Raw genomic sequence first — 25240 nt, 5'->3', positions numbered from 1 at the left:
CTTCCGACGCGGCTTTTCACGCCGATCAAGCATCAGTGAACGGACCTGCGCAAATTCTCCTCATCTTCGCCGGCTTGCAGGCGTATTCTTGGATTGTATCGGGCTCGCTGCCTCTTGCACGTCGTCCTCCCAAATCGAGATCGCTTTTGGAGGACAGGCATCAGCGCATGCCGAAATGAGGTGCCGGAGTCACTCAATGATAACCAGACGCGGGTTCCTGCGCTTCATCGGCGGGTCGTTCCTGTCGGTCGCCTCGTTCAGTGCCTACGCCGTCGGCATCGAGCCGATGCTGCTGACGCATGTGAAGCGCTATGCGCTGACGCCACCGCATTGGCCCGCCGGATTGAAGCTTCGCGTCGTCGCGCTTGCCGACATCCACGCCTGCCGGCCGTGGATGACGCCGGAGCGGATCGCTTCGCTTGCCGAAGAGGCGAATGCTCTGCAGCCGGACCTGATCGTGCTGCTCGGCGACTACATCGCCGGCATTCGCCTGTTGTCACAAAGGGTGACGCCGCCGGAATGGGCGGGCGCCCTGTCGGGTCTCAAGGCACCGCTCGGCGTGCTGTCGATCCTCGGCAATCACGACTGGTGGGCCGACGGCTTCGCGCAGCGTGCCGGAGTTGGTCCGACGATCGCGCGCAAGGCATTGGAGAAGGTCGGCATCCCGGTTCTGGAGAACGACGTCGTGCGTCTGGAAAAGGACGGACATGGCGTATGGATCGCCGGCCTCGCCGATCAGTTGGCGCTGTTGCGGAAAAAGAAGCACGAGCGTCCCAGGCGATTGGACGATCTCGACGGCACGCTGGCTAAAATCAGCGACGCCGCGCCTGTCATCCTGCTGGCGCACGAACCGGACATTTTTCCAAAAGTGCCGTCGCGCGTGTCGCTGACGCTAGCGGGACACACCCATGGCGGGCAGGTGCGGCTGTTCGGCTATTCGCCTATCGTGCCGTCGCAGTTCGGCAATCGCTACGCCTATGGCCATGTCATCGAGAACGACCGCAACCTGATCGTCTCGGGCGGGCTCGGCTTCAGCAATTTGCCCATCCGTTTCGGCATGCGTCCGGAAATCCTGCAGATCGACCTCGGCTGACCGGCACTTCAGGGCAGACTTCGGATTGCGTCCTTCACGTCCGGCTCGGCCTTCTCGCCATTGAACGCTTCGAGACGCCAGCACGGGTCTTGATCCGCGCCGTCAACAGTGCCATCGGGTTCATGTGCCAAAAATACCTGCCGCGTCGGCATCCAAAAGGGAAGCGCAATGAGCGATCATGGTGAATCCGCGGCATTGCTGGCTGGGCTTTCCGGCGCGCTGACCGAGTTCGGCCACCGGCTGATGGCACGGGTCTATTATGCCGATACCGATTTCTCAGGCGTCGTCTATCACGCGCGCTACCTCGAATTCCTCGAGCGCGGCCGCTCCGATTATCTCAGACTCACCGGCGTGCATCATACCGAGCTCGCCGACGGCAAGCATGGCGAGAAGATCGTGTGGGTTGTACGCCGCATGGAGATCGACTTCCGCATCCCCGCCCGCATCGACGACATACTGACCGTCGACACACGCACGCAGGACATCTCAGGCGCGCGCATCTTCATGGCGCAGCAGCTCAAGCGCGGCGACGAGGTGCTGGTCGAGGCCAAGGTCGAGGCGGCGATCATCGGCGAGAACGGCCGGCCGAGGCGCTTCCCCAGGGAATGGGTCGCGGCCTTCATGCCTCGGGTACGCTGATATTCAGGTGATGCCGGCCTGCGATGCCCGGGCGCGGCAATGCGCCGCGCCTGATAGACTAACCCATCCTTAACCATAACGGTTCATGAAGAGATTGGCGAAGATTGGCGTTATCCAGCGCCTTCCTTTCACCAATATTTGCCCCGAAAAGGCCGCTAACGGCACGGTTTGGGGTGTCCGGTAGCTTCGTGCGAACCGACCACAAGGGATGCCATGGGCCAGCCGCCAGCTTCGCCCGGAAAATCTTAAGGACGTAACGATGGAAAATATCGCACTCGCCGAACCGGGCGCGCAATTGTCGATTTGGGCCTTGTTCATGCAGGCCAGCTGGGTGGTCAAGCTGGTCATGATCGGGCTGCTATGCGCCTCGGTATGGACCTGGGCGATCATCGTCGACAAGTTGGTCGCCTATGGCCGCATGCGGCTGGCGCTGAACCGCTTTGAGCAGGTTTTCTGGTCCGGGCAGTCGCTGGAGGAACTCTACCGCACGCTCGCCGACCGCAAGACGACAGGCATGGGCGCCATTTTCGTCGCCGCCATGCGTGAATGGAAGAAGAGTTTCGAGAAAGGCGCCAAGTCGCCGCTCGGCCTGCAGACCCGTATCGACAAGGCCATGGACCTGGCGCTGACTCGCGAGATGGAGAAGCTGGAGGGACGCCTCGGCTTTCTTGCCACGACCGGATCGGCAGCACCTTTCATCGGCCTGTTCGGCACCGTCATCGGCATCATGACGTCGTTCCAGGCCATCGCCGGCTCCAAGAACACCAGCCTCGCGGTGGTCGCGCCCGGTATCGCCGAAGCGCTGCTGGCGACGGCCATCGGCCTGCTCGCCGCTATTCCGGCGGTCATCGCCTATAACAAGCTGTCATCGGATGCGAGCAAGATCGCTGTGCGCATGGAGGGGTTCTCCGACGAGTTCTCCGCCATACTCTCGCGCCAAATCGATGAAAAAGTCGCGCCTAAGGCCTGAGGAGTAACGAGATGGGTATGTCCGTAGGCATGGGAGGGCGCGGCGGGCGCGGCCACCGGCGGCGCGGCCGCCACCATGCGCTGATGTCGGAGATCAACGTCACGCCGATGGTCGACGTCATGCTCGTGCTTTTGATCATCTTCATGGTCGCCGCGCCGATGTTGACGGTCGGCGTGCCGATCGACCTGCCGGACACGCAGGCCAAGGCGATGAATGCCGACACCCAGCCAATCACCGTCTCGATCGATGCGACCGGCAAGATCTTCCTGCAGGAAACCGAGATTCCGATCGAGGAACTGGTGGCCAAGCTGCAGGCGATCTCGAAGACCGGTTATGAAGAGCGTATCTTCATTCGTGGCGACAAATCGACCGACTATGGCACGGCCATGAAGGTCATGGCTCGCATCTCGGCCGCTGGTTACAAGAACATCGGCCTGGTTTCACTGCAGGAACAGGATCAATAGACGCACGATGAGGACCGGCCTCACCACATCGGTGATCCTGCACACGGCGGTGCTGGCCTTCGGCTTGTTCACCCTGTCGGCGCCGGCCGCGCTTCCGTCGGCCGACGTGGAGTCGGTTGCGGTCGATATCGTGCCGATGGAAGCCATTGCGCAGACGCTACAGGGCGACAAGAAGGCCGTGATGCATGAAAAGCCGGCGCCGTTGCCGACGCAGCGTCCCGACGTCGTGCCGGATGCGCAGAAGGTGGGCGAAAACAGCGTCGACACCGACAAGCCGATAACGCCGGAAGCCAAGCCGAAACCCGTCGACACGACGTCGGCCCCGGCGCCAGCGCCAACCCCGAAGGAAATCCCGAAGACCGAGGACGTGCCGAAGCCGCAGGAAAAGCCCAAGCCCATTCCGGCGACGGAAGTGGCGCCAGCGCCAACGCCCAAGGAAGAGGTCAAGCCCGAGCCGGTCAAGAAGACGGAGCCCAAGCCGACGCCGGCCAAGCCGGCGCCGACACCGCCGCCGCAGGACAAGACCGCTGCTATCGATCCGACCCCTGAGGTCAAGCCGGATGCCGTCGCCGAGGCCATAGCCAAGGACCCGCCCACAGAAGAGACCCAATTGCCGAATTCGGCGCCCGCGCCGGAAGCGCGGCCAAAGCCGCAGCCGGCACAGGCCGAAAGCGCCAAGGCGCCTGACCGCAAGGATGCCGACAAGCCGGTCAAGGAAGCCTCGTCGAAGCCGAAGTCCGACGACAAGCAGTTCAACGCCAATGAGATTTCGGCCCTGCTCGACAAGCAGAAGCCGTCCGGCGGCGGCGCCAAGCGCTCGACCCAGCAGGCGTCGCTCGGTGGCGACAAGGATCAGGGCCAGAAGCTGTCGAAGTCGGAGCAGGGCGCCCTGGAAAGCCAGTTGGGCGGTTGCTGGACCTTGCCGGCCGGGCTTGAAGGGTCGGAGAATTTCGTCGTCGTCGTCCGTTTCAATCTGAACAACTCAGGCAAGCTCGACGGTCGCCCGTCGGTTGAAACATCGAGCGGCAACAGGCAGTTCGATGAGAGTGCGGTGCGCGCGGTTCAGAAATGCGACATGGCCGGCCTGCAGGTTCCCGCCGGCAAGCAGGATATCTGGAACGACATCCGGGTCACATTCGACCCAAGGGAGATGCTTGGCCTGTAGGCCCTGACATCCGAAAATCAGTATGAGAAGCGAGAAGACATGAAATCAATCCTCAAGCCGCTCCTGATGATTGCCGCGATGGCGATGGGCATGACCGCTGCCGGCACGCTGCCGGCGCTGGCGCTCGTCGAACTCAACGTCAACAAGGGCAATGTCGAGCCGCTGCCGATCGCCATCACGGATTTCCAGGGCGGCGATGCGCTTGGCGCCCAGATTTCCCAGATTGTTACTGCCGATCTGAAGCGCTCCGGCCTGTTCGCGCCGATCGACAAGAGCGCCTTCATCGAGAAGATCGCCAATCCGGACGCAACACCCCGCTTCGAAGACTGGAAGGTAATCAACGCGCAAGCGCTGGTCACCGGCAGCGTCAGCAAGGAGGCCGACGGCCGCATCCGCGCCCAATACCGGCTGTGGGACACCTTTGCCGGCCAGCAGATGGCCGGCGAGCAGTTCTTTGCCAACGATGCCAATCAGCGCCGCGTCGCCCACATCATCGCCGATGCCATCTATGAGCGGCTGACCGGGGAGAAGGGCTATTTCGACACGCGCGTCGTGTTCATCGACGAGTCCGGCGCCAAGAACGCGCGCAAGAAGCGCCTCGCCATCATGGACCAGGACGGCGCCAATATCCGCTACCTTTCGGATGGCCGGTCGATCGTGCTGACGCCACGCTTCTCGCCGAACCGGCAGGAAATCACCTACATGTCCTATGAAAGCGGCCAGCCGCGGGTCTATCTCCTGCAGATCGAGACCGGGCAGCGCGAACTGGTCGGCAATTTTCCAGGCATGACGTTCGCGCCGCGCTTCTCGCCCGACGGCCAGAAGGTGATCATGAGCCTGCTGCGCGACGACGGAAATTCCAACATCTTCGCCATGGACCTGCGCAGCCGTTCGACGACGCGGCTGACCAACTCGACCGCCATCGACACCTCCCCCTCCTATTCGCCCGACGGCAGCAAGGTGGTGTTCACCTCCGACCGTGGCGGCCGCGCGCAGATCTACGTCATGGGCGCCGACGGCTCGGGCCAGACCCGCATCTCCTTCGGCGACGGCGTCTATTCGACGCCGGTGTGGTCGCCGCGCGGCGATCTCATCGCCTTCACCAAGCAGAGCGGCGGCGAATTCCAGATCGGCGTCATGAAGACCGACGGCTCTGGCGAGCGCATCCTGTCATCCGGCTTCCAGCAGGAAGGCCCGACCTGGGCCCCGAACGGCCGCGTGCTGATGTTCTTCCGTGACTCCAATGGCGGCCCGAAACTGGTTTCCGTCGATCTCACCGGCCGCAACGAACAGCCGATCCCGACATCGAATTTTGCTTCGGATCCGGCCTGGTCGCCGTTGCTGGAATAGGTTCGACTGAATTGCCACACACGGTGAAAAGGGGCCGTTTTCGGCCCCTTTTCCATGCCTTCGTCGCGTTTTGGCCGCATTTCCGCCTAGGGTCCGCGCCAACTGTGGCTCATGACAAAACGGCTGCGGACGGGCAGCTTAAACCAAATTTTAACCGTGTTTCTTGAATGCCGGTTAACCCAAACGTGGTTACTGGGTGATCAACGAAATCACTCGAATACGAAGGAGAGGCGGCATGGGCCGTATCGCAGCACTTACCAGAAACCCGGTCATGATCGCGCTGGTGGCGATGCTCGCCGTCGCCGGTTGCGCCTCGAAGAAGACGCCGAACAGCGCCGCTGACCTTGGCCTCAATGGCGCCGGTGCTGCAACACCCGGCTCGGCGCAGGACTTCACCGTCAACATCGGCGACCGTATCTTCTTCGATACGGACTCGACCTCGATCCGGGCCGACGCGCAGACGACGCTTTCGCGTCAGGCGCAGTGGCTGAACCAGTACAAGCAGTATGCCATCGTCGTCGAAGGCCATGCCGACGAACGCGGCACGCGCGAATACAATCTGGCGCTCGGTGCCCGCCGTGCCGCCGCCACTCGCGACTTCCTGGTTTCCAAGGGTGTTTCGGCCAGCCGCCTCAAGACGATTTCCTACGGCAAGGAACGTCCGGTTGCGGTATGCGATGACATCTCCTGCTGGTCGCAGAACCGCCGCGCCGTCACCACGCTCAGCGGCGCTGGATCCTGATCGGCAAAAATACAACACACTTCTGCGAAAGGCGGCCTCCGGGCCGCCTTTTTCATATCCCGAGGCCCGAAACAAAATTTGGCCGAAGTCTCGCGCCCTGCTATGAGCCGAGGGCGCTTGGCTGGTCTCACATCGATTGGAAGGCGCGAACAAGCTAACGATTGGACGGCGAGAAGCACATGCATTTGAGATCGGTTCTGAGCGGCACGCTTGCGCTGCTGCTCCTATCAGGCGTAACCGCTTTGGCGAGCGGTTCGGGGCAATCAACCGAGAGCGGTTTTTCCTTCCATCTGCCGACACTTGAGTTGCCCAGCCTTTTCGGTGAGAAGAAAAAGCAGGATCAGGTCCAGCTCGCGCAGTCGAGCGGCGCCGGCGTGACCGGGCTCGAGGACCAGCTGCGGCAGCTGACCGGCAAGGTCGAGGAACTCAATTTCCAGATCCTGCAAATGCAGGAGCAGATCCGCAAACAGCAGGAAGACAACGAGTTCCGCTTCCAGCAGCTGGAAGGCGGCTCGCAAGGCGGACAACCGCCGGCGCAGAAGAAATCAGACGCCACCACCGGAACCAACACCGACGTGGCCTCGGCCCCGGCAACCCAGGCGCCGGCTGATGCCGGCGCCGCGCCCGGCGGCGATCAATCCGCAAACGGCAAGACGGTCGAGGACGTCATTGTCGAGTCACCCGACGGCGACCCCGGCAAGGTGATCCCCGGCAAGGGAGCGCCCGAAAAGACCTTTGGGTCCATCACCGTCGACAAGAATGGCAATGTGATCGATGCGGGCGGCAACACGCAGGCAACCGCGCCGGCACAGGACACGGCACCAGCCAACGGCGCACCCGCCAAGGCCGGCAAGTCCGGCGGCACGGTGGTCGCGGCGCTGCCCGCCACCAACAATCCCGAAGAGCTCTACCGCAACTCCTACCAGTTCATCCTGTCGGGCGACTACGGCACCGCCGAACAGGGTTTCCGCGACCACATCTCCCGCTTCCCCAAGGACGCCAAGGCGGCGGACGCACATTACTGGCTGGGGGAATCGCTGCTTGGCCAGCAGAAATACCGCGATGCGGCGGAAGTCTTCCTCGCCGCCAGCAAGGACTATCCCAAGGCCAAAAAGGCGCCCGACATGCTGTTGAAGCTCGGCGTGTCGCTGGTCGGCCTCAAGCAGCATGATGTCGCCTGCGCCACCTTCAGCGAGGTCGGCAAGCGCTATCCTGACATTTCCAGCACACTCAAGGAACGCGTCAAGCAGGAGAAGGCACTGGCTGCGTGCTGATCTTTCCCAGGGATGTCGCAGTCCCAAACCCGGGACCGCCTTTTGGCGACATGCATTGATGCTCGACCCCGGGCCTGATTTTTCGACGAGACTTTTTTCGCATATCGATTTTACCAACGGCGCTGTTGCGGCCGTATCAGGCGGCAGCGACTCGACTGCGCTCCTTCTTCTTCTCAAACAGCATCTCGACCGAACCGCACCGTCCGCCAGGCTGCTGGCTGTAACGGTCGACCACGGCTTGCGGCAGGGTTCGGCCGATGAGGCACAGGCCGTGGCGAAGCTTTGCGCGGAGCGCGGCATCGCCCACCGTATCCTGGCCTGGTCCGGAGAAAAACCGTCGACCGGCCTGCCGGCGGCGGCGCGCGAGGCGCGCTACCGGCTGCTGGCCAGCGCCGCCCGGACGGAAGGCATCGGCCTGATCGTGACCGGACATACATCGGACGACCAGGCCGAGACGGTGCTGATGCGGCTCGATCGCAACGATGCGGCCCGCGACGAGGGACGGGGCCTTGCCGGCATGGCGCCCGCCACCTTGCATGACTGGCGCGACTGGATCGTGCGACCGCTTCTTGGCGTGCGGCGCCACGCGTTGCGCGATTTCCTGCGGCGCCAACAGGTCGGCTGGACCGAGGACCCGACCAATGCCGATGAGGCCTTCGAGCGGCCGCGCATGCGCGCAACCCTTGCCGGGGAGGCCGGCGCACAGCGTATGAACGACGCGCTGGCGTTGGCGGCACAGGAGGCCGGCGCCCGCACGCGGCTTGGCGCGGAGGCCGCCTGCCTGGTCGAGCGCTTTGCCAGCCGGCCGGCAGCGGGCCTCATCCGGCTCGATCCGGCCCTGCTCGGCGCCGCCGACGACCGGGCGGCCGTCTACGCGCTGCGCATTCTCCTGGCGACGTCAGGCGGGATTGCCTTCCTGCCGGACCTGGCTCGCAGCGAGGCGTTGTTCGCCCGGCTGAAGGCCGGGTTTCTTTGCGCCACATTGTCGCGGACGGTGGTCGACTTCCGGCGCGCCGGCATCTTCCTGCACCGAGAGATGCGGGGCTTGCCGGCGGCAGCGGCGGCGGTCGACGCGGCCATCTGGGATGGCCGCCGCCAAATCACGTTGAACGACGCCAGCGGTGCATTGTTGATCGCGCCATTCGGGGCAGCGGCGGCGAAGCGGCTGGCTGCAGGCCGGGGCGAGACCCCGCCCAGCCTGTTGCGCGCGGCATTGGCGGCTGAACCAGCCCTGCTGGAAGCCGTCGGGAAAGCTGGTCCGGCGCCTGATTGGCCCGCACCGCAAGGGTTCGCGGCGTCGCCGGTCGTTAGCCCCTTTGCGCGCTTCCTGCCGTCCTTCGATCTGGCCCCGGCACGCGCCGTCGCCGGGTTGATCGGCGCGGCGCCGCTTCCCGCCTTGCCATTGCGTGGCCACAGTGCCGGTTGATGCTGGGCGAAAGCTTAACCCAGACATGCTGTTCTGCTTGGCAAGGGGGGACGCTCTCCCTATGTTAGGCCCAAGTTTCCTCTCATGATGCTGTCCGCTCGCGGACGCCAACGGGACAATTGATGAATCCGAACTATCGCAATCTCGCGCTCTGGGCGATCATAGCGGTCCTGCTCATCGCCCTCTTCAATCTGTTCCAGACGCCGCAGACGCGCGGGGCTTCGAGCGATGTGCCTTATTCGCAGTTCCTGCAGGATGTCGCGGCCGGCCGGGTCAAGACGGTGACCATCGCGGGCGCCCGTATCACCGGCACCTACACCGACAATTCCAGTGGCTTCCAGACCTATTCGCCCGGCGATCCGCAGCTGGTCTCGCGGCTGCAGGACAAGAACGTCACCATCAATGCGCGGCCTGAGACCGACGGCTCCAATTCGCTGTTCGGCTACCTGATCTCATGGCTGCCGATGATCCTCATCCTCGGCGTGTGGATATTCTTCATGCGCCAGATGCAGTCCGGCTCCGGGCGTGCCATGGGCTTCGGCAAGTCGAAGGCCAAGCTCCTGACCGAGGCGCATGGCCGCGTCACCTTCCAGGACGTCGCTGGCGTCGACGAGGCCAAGGAAGATCTCGAAGAGATCGTCGAGTTCCTGCGCGATCCGCAGAAGTTTCAACGCCTCGGCGGCAAGATTCCGCGCGGCGTGCTGCTGGTCGGCCCTCCCGGCACCGGCAAGACGCTGCTTGCCCGCTCGGTCGCCGGCGAAGCCAACGTGCCGTTCTTCACCATTTCGGGCTCGGACTTCGTCGAGATGTTCGTCGGCGTCGGCGCCAGCCGCGTCCGCGACATGTTCGACCAGGCCAAGAAGAATGCGCCCTGCATCATCTTTATCGACGAAATCGACGCCGTTGGCCGCCATCGCGGTGCCGGCCTCGGCGGCGGCAATGACGAGCGCGAGCAGACGCTGAACCAGCTGCTGGTCGAGATGGACGGCTTCGAGTCCAACGAAAGCATTATCCTGATCGCCGCCACCAACCGGCCCGACGTGCTCGATCCGGCATTGCTCCGTCCAGGCCGTTTCGACCGCCAGGTGGTGGTGCCGAACCCCGACATCGTCGGCCGCGAGAAGATCCTCAAGGTGCATGTGCGCAACGTGCCGCTGGCGCCCAATGTCGATCTCAAGGTCGTCGCTCGTGGTACGCCCGGCTTCTCTGGCGCCGACCTGATGAACCTAGTCAACGAATCCGCGCTGATGGCGGCGCGGCGCAACAAGCGCCTCGTCACCATGGCCGAATTCGAGGACGCCAAGGACAAGATCATGATGGGCGCCGAGCGCCGCTCGTCGGCCATGACTCAGGCCGAGAAGGAGCTGACCGCCTATCACGAGGCCGGCCACGCCATCCTGGCGCTGAACGTGCCGTCGGCCGATCCGCTGCACAAGGCAACCATCATTCCGCGCGGCCGCGCGCTCGGCATGGTCATGCAGTTGCCGGAAGGCGACCGCTATTCCATGAGCTACAAATACATGATCTCGCGCCTCGCCATCATGATGGGCGGCCGCGTCGCCGAAGAGTTCAAGTTCGGCAAGGAGAACATCACGTCCGGCGCTTCCTCCGACATCGAGCAGGCGACCAAGCTGGCGCGCGCCATGGTCACGCGCTGGGGCTTCTCCGACAAGCTCGGCCATGTCGCCTATGGCGACAACCAGGAGGAAGTGTTTCTCGGCCATTCGGTGGCACGCACGCAGAATATCTCGGAAGAGACCGCGCAGATCATCGACGGCGAGGTGCGCCGCCTGATCGACGAAGCCTATTCGACGGCTAAATCCATCCTGACCAAGAAGAAGAAGGAATGGATCGCGCTGGCGCAAGGCCTGCTCGAATACGAGACGCTGTCGGGCGAGGAGATCAAGCAGTTGATCGCCGGACAGAAGCCCTCGCGCGACCTTGGCGACGACACGCCGCCGAGCCGTGGCTCGGCCGTGCCGAAGTCCGGCCGCCGCAAGAAGGGCCCCGAGCCCGAAGGCGGCATGGAGCCGCAGCCGTCTAGCTGAGCTTAGATTACAGGTTTCAAGAAACGCCGCGGCTTCAAACCGCGGCGTTTTTTTATTCGGTGCTGGTCACGAAGCGTGCGGCGCGGGCACATCTGCCTTGCCGGGGCGCCTTTCAGTCCGCACCGCATGTTGCTTGCCCCATCTGGCGAGCGGGATCAGGGCATTGTCCAACTCGATGCCGAAGTCGGTGATCGAATATTCGACCCTGGGCGGCACTTCGGGGAAGACCTGGCGATGGACGATGCCGTCCGCCGCCATTTGGCGCAGCTGCTGGATCAGCATTTTTTCGCTGATGTCGGGCACCAGGCGCTTCAGCTCGCCGAATCGCGCCGGCGCTTTGTGTATCTGCCAGAGCAGCAACGCTTTCCATTTGCCGCCGATCACCTCGAGTGCGGGTCCAAGTCCGCAACTATCTGGCTGTTTCTTTCCCATGTTTCATCCAATTCTGAGCAATCGGTGGGTGGCTTACATTTTTGTCGGTACTTGAGAAAAACCAAGTCGGCCCATAGCTTTGGACCAGATCGCAAACACCGGCGAGCACCACAACACCATATCGGTATCCCGCTTCGGCCTGCAAAGGCCGTCGAGGGCAGGATTTTGTCAAAAGGCTGCATCATGACACGATACGCAAACAGCAAAGCTGTGGTGATCGGCGGAACCCACGGCATGGGGCTCGCTGTCGCCGAGGCATTGGTCGAGGGCGGCGCCGAGGTGCTGGTCACCGGCCGTGACGAACGCAACATCGATGCCGCACGCGCCAGGCTGTTTTCGCGCGCCCATGTGCTGCGGTCCGACATCGGCGACATGGCCGCTATCGTTACACTTGGCGCGGAGGTCGGGCAGAAGCTCGGCCAGATCGATTTCCTGCACGTCAATGCCGGGATCGCCTATCTGGAGCCGGTGCCGCAGGTGACCGAAGACAGCTACGACCGCATCTTCAACATCAATACCAAGGGGGCCTTCTTCACCGTTCAGCGGCTCTTGCCCCTCATCAGGGATGGCGGCGCCATCGTCTTCACCTCGTCTGTCGCCGACGAATCCGGCACCGGCGGCATGAGCGTCTATTCCGGGTCGAAGGCAGCACTTCGCGCCTTCGCCAAGGTGCTGGCCGCCGAACTGCTGCCGCGCCGGATCCGCGTGAATGTGGTCAGCCCCGGCTTCATCGACACACCGACAATGGGTGTGGCCAGCGCTTCCGCCGAGGAGCGTGCGGCCTTCATCAGGATAGGCGACGAGGTCACGCCGATGAAGCGTCACGGCACGATCGAGGAGGTGGCGCGTGCGGTGCTGTTCCTGGCTTTCGACGCGACCTTCACCACGGGTGCCCGGCTGACCGTGGATGGCGGCCTTGGCCAGGATCTGAGCCCTCTGCCAGCGTGACCGGCAAAGCGAACAAAGGAAAAGCAGAATGAGTGATATTGCTGTAATCGGCCTCGGTGCCATGGGCACGGCGCTCGCCGAAGCCTTTCTTGAGAAGGGGCACGCGGTGACGGTGTGGAACCGCTCAGCGGCAAAGTCAGGGCTCGTCGCGGCCAAGGGCGCCATAGTGGCCAGGAATGTCGAGGAAGCGGTCAGGTCGAGCCCGCTGATCGTGGCATGCCTTCTGGTCTACGACACTGTCCATGAGGTGCTCGGTCCCGCAGGGGACGCGCTTTCGGGCCGTACATTGGTCAATCTCACCAACGGCACACCCGAACAGGCGCGAGCGATGTCCGTCTGGGCCGCCCAATGCGGAGCCGACTATATCGACGGCGGCATCATGGCGGTACCGCCGATGATCGGCGGGCAGAATGCCTTGATACTCTACAGTGGCTCCAGGCAAGCGTTCGACGATCATGCAGGTCGGCTCGATGCGCTCGGCACCAGCAAGTATCTTGGCGAGGATGCCGGTCTCGCGCCACTCTACGACATCTCGCTCCTGGCCGGCATGTACGGGCTGTTCGCCGGTGTCCTGCAGGCATTGGCATTGACGGGCAAGGCTGGAATCCCCGCCGGCGAATTCATGCCGCTGCTGACATCGTGGCTTCAGGCGATGCAAGGCGGATTGCCGAAATGGGCGCAACAGATCGACAGTGGCGACCACACCGCCAATGTCGTTTCCAATCTGGGCATGCAGGCAGATGCCTATGTCAATCTGGTCGATGCCAGCAAAGCGGCTGATGTCAGCACCGAACTCGTCTTGCCGATGCAAAATCTTATGCGACGCGGTGTGGCGGCTGGCATGGCCAACGCCGATCTTTCAAGTCTGGTCGGGCTCCTCTCCAAGCAAGGGAGTTGAGCCTGGCCAATGCCGAACAAAAAAGCCCGCGAACCTTGCGGCTCGCGGGCTTTGTTTTTTCAGATGCGGTCGATCAGCTCTTCAGCTTGGCATTGCAGAGGCTGTAGAAGCCGCCGCCCTTCTGGATCCACTTCAGGCCGCCAAGCGTGTTGGCGTCCTTGTTGGCGTAGTACTGTTCGAGGCAGGTGTGCATGCGGCCCTTGGCCGGGGTCTCGCTGGCGAATTTCGGCGAGATGGCGGTCGGGAAAGTCACGCCCTTCGGCGCCACAGCAGTCGGCTTTGCTGGTTCCTTGGTGTAGGTCGCCTCGCTCGGAGCCGGCACGGTATCATCGTCAGAGGCGCTGGCGCCGCATTCGCTCTTGCGGAAGTCGTTCCACTTCATGCCGTTCAGCGTGTTCGCCGTCTTGGCAGCCTGATATTTGGTGCTGCATTCGGCCATGCTCAGGCCCTTGCCAGCAGCGGCGGCCGGGGCGGTCGTGGTCGCAGCCTTGGTGGTTGCCGGCTTGGTGGTGTCAGCGGCGGCGGATGCGCCAGCGGCGCATTCGGTTTTGCGGAAGTCGTTCCACTTCATGCCGTTCAGCGTCCCGGCGGCCTTGGCGGCCTGGTACTTGGTGCTGCATTCCTTGGCGGTCAGGCCTTTGGCCGTGCTGTCGGCAGCCGCGGCGGCAGCCTTGGTGGTCTTGGCCGGCTTGGTTTCGGCCGGCTTGGTTTCAGCAGCCTTGGTTTCAGCAGCCTTGGTCGTGGCCGCCTTGGTGTCGGTGGTGGCCGCGGCGTCGGTGCCGCACTGTGCCTTGCGGAACTGGTTCCAGGTCGCCCCGGCAAGTGTCCCCGCGTCCTTGGCGGCGTTATACTTCGTGCTGCACTCGGCCATCGTCAGCGCGTTGGCTGGCGCGGCCAGGAACAACGTCGCGACCGCAAGGCCGGTCAGAGTAGCAATTCGGTGGATGAGCATAGCGTTTCTCCGTGGCTGCAGCCCATTATACGTCCCAGCGAATCAATAACGCTCAACGGTCGGTTGCGCCAGATGCCAAGTGGCGTATATATCGCCGAAAATCGCGTTCTGACGACAAGGTGATGAAATCATTTGACCTGACGGTCGCCAAAGCAAGAATTCTCGGGGTGCATCCGCGCCGAATGGCTCGCAAAACTGGTATATTGTGACGCAACCGCGTCTCCATGCTAAGCTGCCGCCATGTTGTGTGCAGTGCACAACAATGATTTTCTAAGGATTGGTAACATATAATCACACAATGTGATCGAGGCGCGGCGGCCAATTGTGGCATGACGTGCCGGCTAAGGACAATCGAGGGTACTGGTTAGCATGGCAGGGAATTACTTCGGCACGGATGGCATTCGCGGGCGCGCCAACAAGTTTCCGATGACCGCCGAAATCGCCATGCGGGTTGGCATGGCCGCCGGTCTTTCGTTCCAGCGCGGCAGCCATCGCCATCGTGTCGTGCTCGGCAAGGACACCAGGCTTTCCGGCTACATGATCGAGAACGCGATGGTGGCCGGCCTTTGCGCCGCCGGCATGGACGTGTTCCTGCTCGGCCCGATCCCGACGCCGGCAGTGGCCATGCTGGTGCGTTCGCTGCGTGCCGACATCGGCGTCATGATCTCGGCCTCGCACAATCCCTATTACGACAACGGCATCAAGCTGTTCGGGCCTGACGGCTACAAGCTCTCCGACGAGATCGAAGAACGCATCGAGAGCATGCTCGACAAGGATATCGAACTGGCGCTCGCCGATTCTGACGGGCTTGGCCGCGCCAAGCGCGTCGACGGCGTGCATGACCGCTACATCGAGTTCGCTAAGCGCACCTTGCCACGCTCGATGTCGCTTTCGGGCCTCAGGATCGTCGTCGACTGCGCCAATGGCGCGGCCTACAAGGTGGCGCCCGAGGCGCTGTGGGAACTTGGCGCCGAGGTCGTGGCCATCAATGTCGAACCCAACGGCTTCAACATCAACAGGGAATGCGGCTCGACCCATCCGGCCGGGCTGCAGAAGAAGGTGCATGAAGTGCGCGCCGACATCGGCATCGCGCTCGATGGCGATGCCGACCGCGTCGTCATCGTCGATGAGAACGGGGCCATCGTCGACGGCGACCAGATCATGGCGCTGATCGCCGAGTCATGGCACCAGAGCGGGCGACTGGCCGGCGGCGGCGTCGTTTCGACGATCATGTCCAATCTCGGCCTCGAACGCTTTCTCGGCGACATGAAGCTGCAATTGCACCGCACCAAGGTCGGCGACCGCTATGTCGTGGAACATATGCGCGCGCATGGGCTCAACGTCGGCGGCGAGCAGTCGGGCCACATCGTGCTGTCAGACTTTTCGACCACGGGCGACGGTCTGGTCTCGGCGCTGCAGGTGCTGGCCTGCATCAAGCGGCAGGGTCGCCCGGTCAGCGAACTGTCGAAGAAGTTCGAGCCGGTGCCGCAACTGTTGAAGAACGTTCGCATCGCCGGCGGCAAGCCGCTGGAGGAAGCCCCGGTCAAGGCCGCGATCGAAGACGCGCGCCACCGTCTCGGCAAGGCCGGGCGGCTGGTCATCCGTCCATCCGGCACCGAGCCGCTGATCCGTGTCATGGCCGAGGGCGATGACCCGCAGCTGGTCGAGGCCGTGGTCAACGACATCGTCGGGGTGATCTCGGAAACCCGCAGCGCCGCCTGATCGCCGCACAGGGGAAGGCGTCGCGCGCCGCCTTGGTTGCATCGAAGCTCGCCCCTCCGGCGGGCTTTTTTGTTGGCCACAACTGGTCTGCTTCTGTCGAAATCATCGCCGAATCGATGGAACTTTAGAGATTCGTGGTTAATCGACAGGGTTAAACGCCTTTTAACCTTTGCAATTCATTATCCACGCCTGAAAGCCAATCTCATTCGGACACGATCGCCGTTCCGAGGTTTCTAGGGGTGACAAGCATGTTCAATACAGCAAGAAAGGCCCTGTTCGCGCTGCTGTTCGCGGGTTTGGCCTGGCCGGTGTTCGCAGCCGACCTGCCGGAGCCACAGGTCGAAGAGGCACCGCCACCGGTCTACGAGCAGCCGGTGGACGTCGGCGGCTGGTATATCCGCGGCGACATCGACTATCACAAGTCGAAGGTGGGCGACATCGACTACATCACCTATGGGGCCGCCCCTTGCCCCTGCGGACCTCCTGTCGGTGTCGCCGGCAGCAAGACTTTTGACTATGGCAAGCTCAAGGGCGGCTTCTCGCTCGGCGGCGGCGTCGGCTACAAGATCAACGAACATTTCCGCACCGACCTGACCGCCGACTACTGGTTCAAGTCGAATTTCAATGGCGGAACCTCGGATCTCACCTCGACCTCGACCGAAGTGTCGAAGATGAGCGCCTTGCTGCTGCTGGCCAATGCCTATGTGGATATCGGCACCTGGCACGGCATCACGCCCTATGTCGGCGCCGGCATCGGCGGTGCGCGCATCAAGTGGGATACCGTCCACGATCCGAACACCACCGAGACCAATCCTGGCGCATCCAACTGGCGTTTCGCCTATGCGGTCATGGCCGGTGCTTCCTACTGCCTGACCGACAAGGTCATCCTCGATGCTGGCTACCGCTTCTCCCATATCCAGGGCGGCCGCATGTTCGAATATGACACGAGCAGCGCCGGGCCTGGCTTCGACCATGGCTTCAACACCCACGAGGTGCGGGGTGGCCTGCGCTACCAGTTCGGCGGCAACAACAGTTGCGCCGCACCGGTGGTGGCCTACCAGCCCGAACCCGAGCCGATCTACACCAAGTAAGACTTGCACGACCTGCTATATGCGAACCGCCCGGCCCAGCCGGGCGGTTTTCGTTTGGGTTGTCGCCAGGGAAGTACTTCAGGCGTCGCATCGAAATAGAACCAAGCGGCACACTTCAGACCTTTGCTTTCCTGCATGCCGGCTTCTCCAGAGTCAGGCCATTTTTGGGCGACATGCGTTAGCGAAATCAATTCGCTAACTCTCTGTTAGCCTTAACCGCGACTTAACCACTATGGTTAACAATGCTTCCTGAAACGATGGTGCCGTCACCTATGCGACGCGCCGAATTCGGGAGCCGGGGACCATGATATCAATATCGCGTATGGGGCTGGCGCTTGCCGCATTCCTGTTGCCGCTGACGCCTGCAATAGCCGCCGACTACGATCCACCGATCTATGTCGACCAGGCACCCGACTATGTGCCGGTCGAAGTCGGCTCGGGCTGGTACCTGCGCGGCGATGTCGGCTATGCGTTCAGCCACCCATTCGATAACGAGGAGGTTTCGAGCGGGCCCCTGAACAGCTTTACGTCCGAGAGCAGCCTTTTTACGGGCAGCGTCGGCATGGGCTATCACGTCAACGACTATCTTCGGGTGGAACTGAATGGCGGGATTCTGCCGACCAATAAATTCGCCGATCATCAGAAACTTGCCACCACTTGCAAAGGCACGACGCTCGTAGATGACGGTTTCGGAACCATCAATTCCGCGCCCGCATCGCAGTTGTGCGACCAGATCGACAACGGCAGCAACAAAGCCTACAGCCTCATGGCCAATGGCTATGTCGATCTCGGCACTTATGTCGGGATCACTCCTTATATCGGCGGCGGTATCGGCCTTGCGTACAACAAATATTACAAGAGCATCGGCGCCAAGGATTGTGTGGAAACACCGGTAAATTCAGCCGGAACGGGCGGGTTTTTCTGCAATGACCCCGCAGGGTATGATGGCCAAACCGATACGGCCGCCAAATTCAACTTCGCTTACTCGATCGGCGCCGGGCTGTCTTATCAGGTTACCAAGAACGTCTCCGTCGATCTGGGCTATGAGTATTTCTCGGTGCCGGACGGCAAATATGTCGCCTATGACAATGGCGCCTTCAATATTCACAAGGGCATAGACTACCAGACGGTCAAGCTCGGGCTGCGCTACGACCTCTGGTAAGGCTTGGGAAAGACCGGGACTTTGGCGGCGGATCCCTATGGTCCGCCGTTTGCGTTTGGATCACGAAATGCTGATCGCGGACATTGTTTGATTGCAATGTCGTTGTCCCAAAACTGCCGCGCACTTTGGGGCGACATGCGTCTGGTATCCCGGCAGCGACAAAAACTTTCCTCTTGACGCCCGAGGCCTGAACGCATATCGCCGTCCGTGGGCCACCCCTCCCCAACGAGGGGCCACTATCTGGAAGGATAGACCACGATGACGACGCTTACGAAGCCCGGACTCCGTCCGGCAAATCCCAATTTTTCCTCAGGTCCCTGCGCAAAACGTCCCGGCTGGTCGGTCGAGGCGCTGAAATCCGCCGCGCTCGGCCGTTCGCACCGTGCCAAGATCGGCAAGACCAAGCTCGAGCAGGCGATCGCGTTGACGCGCGAGATTCTCAAGGTCCCCGCCGACTACCGCATCGGCATCGTGCCGGCCTCCGACACAGGTGCCGTCGAAATGGCGCTGTGGTCGCTGCTCGGCGAGCGCGGCGTCGACATGGTCGCCTGGGAAAGCTTCGGCTCCGGCTGGGTCACCGACGTGGTCAAGCAGCTGAAACTCGCCGATGTCCGCAAGATCGAAGCCGGCTATGGCGCACTGCCGGATCTGACCAGCCTCGATTTCGATCGCGATGTGGTCTTCACCTGGAACGGCACGACCTCGGGCGTCCGTGTGCCGGACGGCGGCTTCATTCCCGCCGATCGCAAGGGCCTGACCATCTGCGACGCTACTTCCGCGGCTTTCGCGCAAAGGCTCGATTTCGAGAAACTCGATGTCGTGACCTTCTCCTGGCAGAAGGTGTTGGGCGGCGAGGGCGCGCATGGCATGCTGATCCTGTCGCCGCGTGCCGTCGCGCGGCTGGAGAGCTACAAGCCTTCATGGCCGTTGCCGAAAATCTTCCGCCTGACCTCGGGCGGCAAGCTGATCGAGGGCATCTTCAAGGGCGAAACCATCAACACGCCGTCGATGCTTTGCGTCGAGGACTATCTCGACGCGTTGAACTGGGCGAAATCGATCGGCGGCCTCGATGCGCTGATTGCCAGGGCGGATGCCAATGCCGCCGTGCTCGATCGGTTCGTGGAAAGCTCATCCTGGCTCGGCCATCTCGCCGTCGCGCCGGCGACACGATCGAACACGTCGGTCTGCCTGTCCTTCAGCGACCCGGATGTCGCGGCGCTCGACGCTGATGGGCAGGCGGCGTTCGCCAAGGGGCTTGTGTCGATGCTCGACAAGGAAGGCGTCGCCTACGACATCGGTTCCTATCGCGATGCCCCGCCGGGATTGCGCATCTGGTGCGGCGCAACCGTCGAGGCCTCCGATCTCGAAGCGCTGATGCCCTGGCTCGATTGGGCCTTTGCCAGCCAGAAGGCGTCGCTGAAAGCGGCTGCCTGAAACTCTCCGTGGCGGCCCGAGGGCCGCCCATTCCCGGATCAATCCCATTTTCAAGGAGGCCGCCATGGCGCCCCGCGTTCTCGTCTCTGACAAACTCTCTCCCACGGCCGTGCAGATCTTCAAGGATCGCGGCGTCGAGGTCGACTATCTGCCCGATCTCGGCAAGGACAAGGAAAAGCTGCTCGAAGTGATCGGCCAGTATGACGGCCTCGCCATCCGCTCGGCGACCAAGGTCACCGAGAAGCTGATCAACGCCGCCACCAATCTCAAGGTCATCGGCCGTGCCGGCATCGGCGTCGACAATGTCGATATCCCGGCGGCAAGCCGCAAGGGTATCATCGTGATGAACACGCCCTTCGGCAATTCGATCACGACGGCCGAACACGCCGTGGCGATGATCTTCGCGCTCGCCCGCCAGATCCCGGAAGCCAACGCTTCGACCCATGCCGGCAAATGGGAGAAGAACCGCTTCATGGGCGTCGAGATCACCGGCAAGACGCTGGGCATCATCGGCTGCGGCAACATCGGTTCGATCGTCGCCACACGCGGCGTCGGGCTAAAGATGCATGTCATCGCCTTCGACCCTTTCCTGTCGGACAAGCGCGCCGAGGAGCTCGGCGTCGAAAAGGTGGAACTGGACGAACTCTTCGCCCGCGCCGACTTCATCACCCTGCACACGCCGCTGACCGACAAGACCCGCAACATCATCGATGCGGCAGCCATCGCCAAGATGAAGAATGGCGTGCGCATCATCAACTGCGCCCGTGGCGGGCTGGTGGTCGAGGCCGACCTGGTCGCGGCGCTGAAGAGCGGCAAGGTGGCGGGCGCCGGCATCGACGTGTTCGAGGTCGAGCCAGCGGAGCAGAATGCGCTGTTCGGCATGGATAACGTGGTGGCAACACCACACCTTGGTGCCTCGACGGCGGAAGCACAGGAGAATGTCGCGCTGCAGGTCGCCGAGCAGATGGCCGACTACCTGATCAAGGGCGCGGTCTCCAACGCCATCAACATGCCCTCGATCACGGCGGAAGAGGCGCCGCGGCTGAAGCCGTTCGTCAAGCTCGCCGAAGTGCTCGGCGCCTTTGTCGGCCAGGTCACCGAGGATCCGATCAGCGAGGTCGAGATATTGTTCGACGGCTCGACCGCGACGATGAACACGCGTGCGCTGATCAGTGCCGCCCTTGCCGGACTGATCCGGCCGCAGGTCGCCGACGTCAACATGGTCTCGGCGCCGATCATGGTGAAGGAGCGTGGCATCATCGTCGCCGAGGTCAAGCGCGACAAGTCGGGCGTCTTCGACGGCTATATCAAGCTCACCGTCAAGACCGAGCACAGGACCCGCTCGATCGCCGGCACCTGCTTCTCCGACGGCAAGCCGCGCTTCATTCAGATCAAGGGCATCAATCTCGACGCCGAGGTCGGCCAGCACATGCTCTATACGACCAATGCTGACGCACCAGGCATCATCGGGCTGCTCGGCACGGTGTGCGGCGAGAATGGCGTCAACATCGCCAACTTCCAGCTTGGGCGCAACCGACCCGGCGGCGACGCCATCGCGCTGCTCTATCTCGACGCGCCGTTCCCGGAAAAAGTGCTGGAGCAGGTGCGAGGCCACATGTCGATCGACTCGGCAAAGCGCCTCCAGTTCGACGTGGGCGGGATCTAGCTCTCCGCACCTCCCCAGGCGACAAGCACACGACGCCCCGTTTGCCGGAATGCATGCGGGGCGTTTCCACGACTGCTGGAACCACCCGGCGGATGCGCCGTTGCCGACGGTGGCTTGATTTAGAAGCCTCTAGTCGGCGGTTCAATGTTTGATGGAATCGCCGAACCGCTTCAACTCTTTACATGGCAATCTCTAGGGAAAGTGCTACGCGCGCTTCCTGGAATTGCTCTGGCCAGAAGCCATCTTGCGCCCGCTGTGTTCGGCGAGCCCGATGCCGCCCAGAACGAGAACCAGCGACAGCGCCTGATAGAGCTGGAAGGTCTCGCCAACGATCAGCACCGAAAGCAGCGTGCCGAAGATCGGTACCAGATTGATGAACAGGCCAGCGCGGTTGGCGCCGATGAGCTCGTTGCCCCTGATATATGTTATCTGCGAGATCACCGAAGCGCCGATCGCCGTGTAGACGATGACAGCCCAGCCGCGCGTATCGGGCACGATCACCTTGCCGGCGGCGGCTTCCCACAGGAAGAAGGGCAGCGAGGTGATGAGCGCGGCGAACGACATGGCCAGCATCAGGCTCTGCCAGCGCATCGCCGGCTTCAGCCGCAACCCGACCGAATAGCCGCTGTAGAGAACGACCGCGACCAGCATGATGGCGTCTCCGAAATTGAGTTCCAGCGTCAGCAGCCGGCGGGGATCGCCATGACAGGCCGTCAGGATGACACCGAAGATGGTCAGCGCCACCCCGGCGATCTGCGCCCAGTTCACGCGCAGGCGGAAGAAAACGAAATTGGCTGTCATGATCAGGATCGGCATCGCCGCCTGTTCGATCGAGACATTGATCGCCGTGGTGTAATTCAGCGCGGTGTAGAAGATGGTGTTGAACAGGGTGAATCCGCTGGCGCCCAGCGCCGCCAGCACGAACCAGTGCCTGCGCACGGCCTGCCAATCCTCCTGGATCGTGCGCCAGCCGATCGGCAGCAGGATCGCCACGGCCAGCATCCAGCGCAGGAAGACCAGCGTCATCGGCGAGACGTGTTCGACCGCCAGCTTGCCGGCCACCGAATTGCCGCCCCACAGCAAGGTGGTGAGCAGCAGGAATATGTAGGCGCTTCGATGCATCGCGGGCTTCCGGCCGCGGGATGGGCCGCGGTGTTTGCCGGCCTATTGCCCCCACCAGCCCAAGTAAATGATGTCAAAGCCGGAAATTGTTGTGCCTCAGGGCATTTTTGGCGGCAAAGAAAGGTCGCACTCGCGAGGTCTTGACGCTATAGAGGCCTGTCGTTTCGAACCATATCCAAGCCGCGCGGCGGCGTCTCAAGGGAAAAGAAACATGGCCAATGTGGTGGTCGTCGGCTCGCAGTGGGGCGACGAAGGCAAGGGCAAGATCGTCGACTGGCTGTCGGAGCGTGCCGATGTGGTGGTGCGTTTCCAGGGCGGCCACAATGCCGGTCATACGCTGGTCGTCGACGGCAAGGTCTACAAGCTGTCGCTGTTGCCTTCGGGCGTCGTGCGGGAAGGCAAGCTGTCCATCATCGGCAATGGCGTGGTCTTCGATCCGCACGCTTTCGTCGCCGAAGTGGAGAAGCTCAAGGCGCAGGGCGTGGACGTGACGCCGGATCGCCTGAAAATAGCCGAAAACACGGCGCTTATCCTGTCCGTACACCGGGAACTGGACGGATTCCGCGAGGATGCCGCTTCGAATTCCGGAACGAAGATTGGCACGACCCGACGCGGTATCGGCCCCGCCTACGAGGACAAGGTGGGCCGGCGCGCGGTTCGGGTGATGGATCTGGCGGATTTGGAAACTTTGCCCCTGAAGGTCGACAGGCTGCTGACGCACCACAATGCGCTGCGTCGCGGGCTCGGCCACTCCGAAGTCACGCATGACGCGATCATGCAGGAATTGACCTCGGTCGCGAACAACATCCTGCCCTATATGGATCGCGTCTGGAAGGTGCTCGACGACAAGCGCCGCGCCGGCGAACGCATCCTGTTCGAGGGCGCGCAAGGCACGCTGCTCGACATCGACCACGGCACGTATCCGTTCGTCACTTCGTCCAACACGGTCGCCGGCCAGGCCGCAGCCGGCTCTGGCGTCGGCCCGGGCGCCATCGGCTACGTGCTCGGCATCACCAAGGCCTACACGACGCGCGTCGGCGAAGGTCCGTTCCCGACCGAGCAGAAGAACGAGGTCGGCGAGTTCCTCGGCACGCGCGGCCATGAATTCGGTGTCGTCACCGGGCGCAAGCGCCGCTGCGGCTGGTTCGACGCGGTGCTGGTGCGCCAGGCGGTCGCAGTCAACGGCATCAAGGGCATCGCGCTGACCAAGCTCGACGTGCTCGACGGGCTGGACGAGATCAAGGTCTGCACCGGCTACAGGCTCGACGGCGAGACGATCGACTATCTGCCGGCAAGCCAGGGCGCGCAGGCCCGCGTCGAACCCATCTACGAGACGCTGGAAGGCTGGAAAGGCACCACCGCCGGCGCACGCAGCTGGAACGATCTTCCGGCCCAGGCCGTCAAATATGTCCGATACATAGAGGAGTTGATCGGCGCGCCGGTCGCGCTCCTCTCCACCAGCCCGGAACGGGACGACACGATACTTGTGACCGATCCGTTTCAAGACTAGTTTCCGAAGCCTTTCCGGGCATCGCGGCTGATTTGCGTGGGCCGGCGCGGAGGCAAAATACAGGTCGACTGAAGCATGGCAGATTTCGTTGCTGTTCTGAAAAACGCGTTCGAGAAGCACGGCGACGAGACGCCCGAGAAGCGTACGCGCATCTATAACAGCGTTCGCGCCATGCTGGCGAAGAAGCTTGCGGCATATTCGCCGCCGCTGGCTCCCGAGGCCATAGACAAACAGAAACGCTCGCTGGACGACGCCATTGCCGGCGTCGAGCGTGAGTACGTCAAAAGCATTCCGGAGACGGATCCGCTCGCGGAACTGGAACACATCTTTTCCTCCATCGACCGTAACAAGAACCAATCGAGCCACGTCAAGCATGCAGTCAAGGCCGAACCGGTTCCCGCTTCGTCTCCGTATCGGCCCGCCCCTGCCGCGGCCAGCCCGGAGCCGTACAAACCGGCGCAGCCCGTGGCGAATCCCGAGCCCTACCGGCCTGCTCCAGCCGCCAAATCCGAGCCAGGCTGGCAAAGGCCGACGCCGGTGCAGCCCGCTCCGGACTTTTCGGAAAAGACCTTGCCGGGGATGGACGCGAATCGGGACGACGACCAGGACGATGTCTTTGCCGATGACGAAGCGCCGGCGGGCGCCGACACTTTCGAGCGTTCGCGCCCGGCTGAACGCAAGCGCAGCTATGGCGGGCTGATCGCCGCCGTCGTCGCATTGCTGGTCGTTGCCGGCGGCGGTTACGGCATCTGGCTGAACAAGGACGCCTTCGGCAGGATGCTGGGCCTGGACGGCAGCAAGGTCGTTGCCAAGACGGAACCTGTGAAAACGACGCCGGCAAAGCCGGCCAAGCCGGCGACCGATGCCGCGGCCGCGCCACCGGCGCCCGCGACAGGCGCCGAAGGCACGAAATTCACGCAGCGGCTGACGCCTGAAGGCGGCGAAACCGATCCCGGCCCGGCGGGTGGGCAGAGCGGCATAGGCGAGGGCGAATCCGTCGCAGCGCTGACGACGCCGCCAACGGCAACGAATGCGCCGGCCACGGCAGCGCCGGCGGTTCCCGCGCCGGCTGCCAATACGCCGGCTGCCGGTACGCCCGCGGCAGGCGCGCCAGCCGCGACCACGCCCGCGG

The 25240-nt window shown here is 62.9% G+C and carries 21 protein-coding genes and 1 pseudogene; 19 read left to right on the top strand and 3 right to left on the bottom strand.

Annotated features, from left to right (window positions below):
- Positions 1–196: 196 nt before the first annotated feature.
- The 10 genes from O7A70_RS21750 (at position 197) to ftsH (ending at position 11171) form a co-directional block, all read left to right on the top strand.
- Positions 197–1093, top strand: coding sequence for a metallophosphoesterase (locus O7A70_RS21750; RefSeq protein WP_337105679.1), 897 nt, complete (start codon positions 197–199; stop codon positions 1091–1093).
- Between the two features lie 168 nt (positions 1094–1261).
- Positions 1262–1732 (top strand): tol-pal system-associated acyl-CoA thioesterase, encoded by a 471-nt coding sequence (ybgC, locus tag O7A70_RS21745; protein WP_337142297.1) that lies wholly within the window; start codon positions 1262–1264, stop codon positions 1730–1732.
- A 259-nt stretch (positions 1733–1991) separates the two neighbouring features.
- A complete protein-coding gene (gene tolQ / locus O7A70_RS21740; protein ID WP_015315267.1) occupies positions 1992–2702 on the top strand; it encodes a protein TolQ in 711 nt (236 codons plus the stop codon).
- A gap of 11 nt (positions 2703–2713) precedes the next feature.
- Complete coding sequence (gene tolR / locus O7A70_RS21735; protein WP_027141797.1) at positions 2714–3166, top strand: protein TolR; 453 nt, start codon at positions 2714–2716, stop codon at positions 3164–3166.
- 7 nt (positions 3167–3173) lie between these two features.
- On the top strand, positions 3174–4331 hold the full coding sequence (locus O7A70_RS21730; RefSeq protein WP_337105681.1) for a TonB family protein: 1158 nt from the start codon (positions 3174–3176) through the stop codon (positions 4329–4331).
- A gap of 39 nt (positions 4332–4370) precedes the next feature.
- Positions 4371–5681, top strand: coding sequence for a Tol-Pal system beta propeller repeat protein TolB (tolB, locus tag O7A70_RS21725; RefSeq protein ID WP_337142296.1), 1311 nt, complete (start codon positions 4371–4373; stop codon positions 5679–5681).
- A 235-nt stretch (positions 5682–5916) separates the two neighbouring features.
- Positions 5917–6423 carry a peptidoglycan-associated lipoprotein Pal gene (gene pal / locus O7A70_RS21720; RefSeq protein ID WP_027141800.1) on the top strand — a complete coding sequence of 169 codons (507 nt, stop codon included), beginning with the start codon at positions 5917–5919 and terminating at the stop codon, positions 6421–6423.
- A gap of 179 nt (positions 6424–6602) precedes the next feature.
- Complete coding sequence (gene ybgF / locus O7A70_RS21715; RefSeq protein WP_337142295.1) at positions 6603–7697, top strand: tol-pal system protein YbgF; 1095 nt, start codon at positions 6603–6605, stop codon at positions 7695–7697.
- 58 nt (positions 7698–7755) lie between these two features.
- Complete coding sequence (tilS, locus tag O7A70_RS21710) at positions 7756–9123, top strand: tRNA lysidine(34) synthetase TilS (protein ID WP_337142493.1); 1368 nt, start codon at positions 7756–7758, stop codon at positions 9121–9123.
- A 122-nt stretch (positions 9124–9245) separates the two neighbouring features.
- Positions 9246–11171 (top strand): ATP-dependent zinc metalloprotease FtsH, encoded by a 1926-nt coding sequence (ftsH, locus tag O7A70_RS21705; protein ID WP_027141803.1) that lies wholly within the window; start codon positions 9246–9248, stop codon positions 11169–11171.
- 66 nt (positions 11172–11237) lie between these two features.
- On the opposite strand, the gene O7A70_RS21700 is transcribed toward ftsH, so the two are convergent.
- On the bottom strand, positions 11238–11555 hold the full coding sequence (locus O7A70_RS21700) for a winged helix-turn-helix transcriptional regulator (protein ID WP_337142294.1): 318 nt from the start codon (positions 11553–11555) through the stop codon (positions 11238–11240).
- A 231-nt stretch (positions 11556–11786) separates the two neighbouring features.
- Here O7A70_RS21700 and O7A70_RS21695 point away from each other — a divergent pair, with 231 nt between their 5' ends.
- Positions 11787–12551, top strand: a complete 765-nt coding sequence (locus tag O7A70_RS21695) for an SDR family oxidoreductase (RefSeq protein WP_337142293.1) — start codon at positions 11787–11789, stop codon at positions 12549–12551.
- Between the two features lie 28 nt (positions 12552–12579).
- Positions 12580–13449: an NAD(P)-dependent oxidoreductase gene (locus O7A70_RS21690; protein ID WP_337142292.1), complete on the top strand. Its 870-nt coding sequence runs from the start codon at positions 12580–12582 to the stop codon at positions 13447–13449.
- A 73-nt stretch (positions 13450–13522) separates the two neighbouring features.
- Here the strand turns inward: O7A70_RS21690 and O7A70_RS21685 are convergent, their stop codons facing one another.
- Positions 13523–14401, bottom strand: a complete 879-nt coding sequence (locus tag O7A70_RS21685) for a hypothetical protein (protein WP_337130862.1) — start codon at positions 14399–14401, stop codon at positions 13523–13525.
- Between the two features lie 369 nt (positions 14402–14770).
- On the opposite strand from O7A70_RS21685, the gene glmM reads away from it, so the two are divergent.
- From glmM to serA, 5 genes are all read left to right on the top strand, one after another.
- Positions 14771–16123: a phosphoglucosamine mutase gene (gene glmM, locus O7A70_RS21680; RefSeq protein ID WP_027141808.1), complete on the top strand. Its 1353-nt coding sequence runs from the start codon at positions 14771–14773 to the stop codon at positions 16121–16123.
- Positions 16124–16371: 248 nt separating this feature from the next.
- Entirely contained in the window at positions 16372–17214 is an 843-nt protein-coding gene (locus O7A70_RS21675; protein WP_337142291.1) for an outer membrane protein, read from the top strand.
- Positions 17215–17536: 322 nt separating this feature from the next.
- Entirely contained in the window at positions 17537–18376 is an 840-nt protein-coding gene (locus tag O7A70_RS21670) for an outer membrane protein (RefSeq protein ID WP_337142290.1), read from the top strand.
- Positions 18377–18634: 258 nt separating this feature from the next.
- Complete coding sequence (locus O7A70_RS21665) at positions 18635–19810, top strand: phosphoserine transaminase (RefSeq protein ID WP_337142289.1); 1176 nt, start codon at positions 18635–18637, stop codon at positions 19808–19810.
- A gap of 64 nt (positions 19811–19874) precedes the next feature.
- On the top strand, positions 19875–21476 hold the full coding sequence (gene serA, locus O7A70_RS21660) for a phosphoglycerate dehydrogenase (protein WP_337142288.1): 1602 nt from the start codon (positions 19875–19877) through the stop codon (positions 21474–21476).
- Positions 21477–21680: 204 nt separating this feature from the next.
- Here serA and O7A70_RS21655 read toward each other — a convergent pair whose 3' ends face one another.
- Positions 21681–22598: a DMT family transporter gene (locus tag O7A70_RS21655; RefSeq protein WP_337142287.1), complete on the bottom strand. Its 918-nt coding sequence runs from the start codon at positions 22596–22598 to the stop codon at positions 21681–21683.
- A gap of 211 nt (positions 22599–22809) precedes the next feature.
- Here O7A70_RS21655 and O7A70_RS21650 point away from each other — a divergent pair, with 211 nt between their 5' ends.
- Positions 22810–24108, top strand: a complete 1299-nt coding sequence (locus O7A70_RS21650; RefSeq protein WP_337142286.1) for an adenylosuccinate synthase — start codon at positions 22810–22812, stop codon at positions 24106–24108.
- A 75-nt stretch (positions 24109–24183) separates the two neighbouring features.
- A pseudogene (locus O7A70_RS21645) lies at positions 24184–25240 on the top strand (hypothetical protein); the annotation flags it as partial.

The sequence above is a fragment of the Mesorhizobium sp. Cs1299R1N1 genome (assembly GCF_037179655.1).
In the GTDB taxonomy this organism is placed as follows: Bacteria; Pseudomonadota; Alphaproteobacteria; order Rhizobiales; family Rhizobiaceae; genus Mesorhizobium; species Mesorhizobium salmacidum.
The sequence above is the reverse complement of the archived record's forward strand: the minus strand, read 5'-3'. Positions and strand labels throughout refer to the sequence as shown.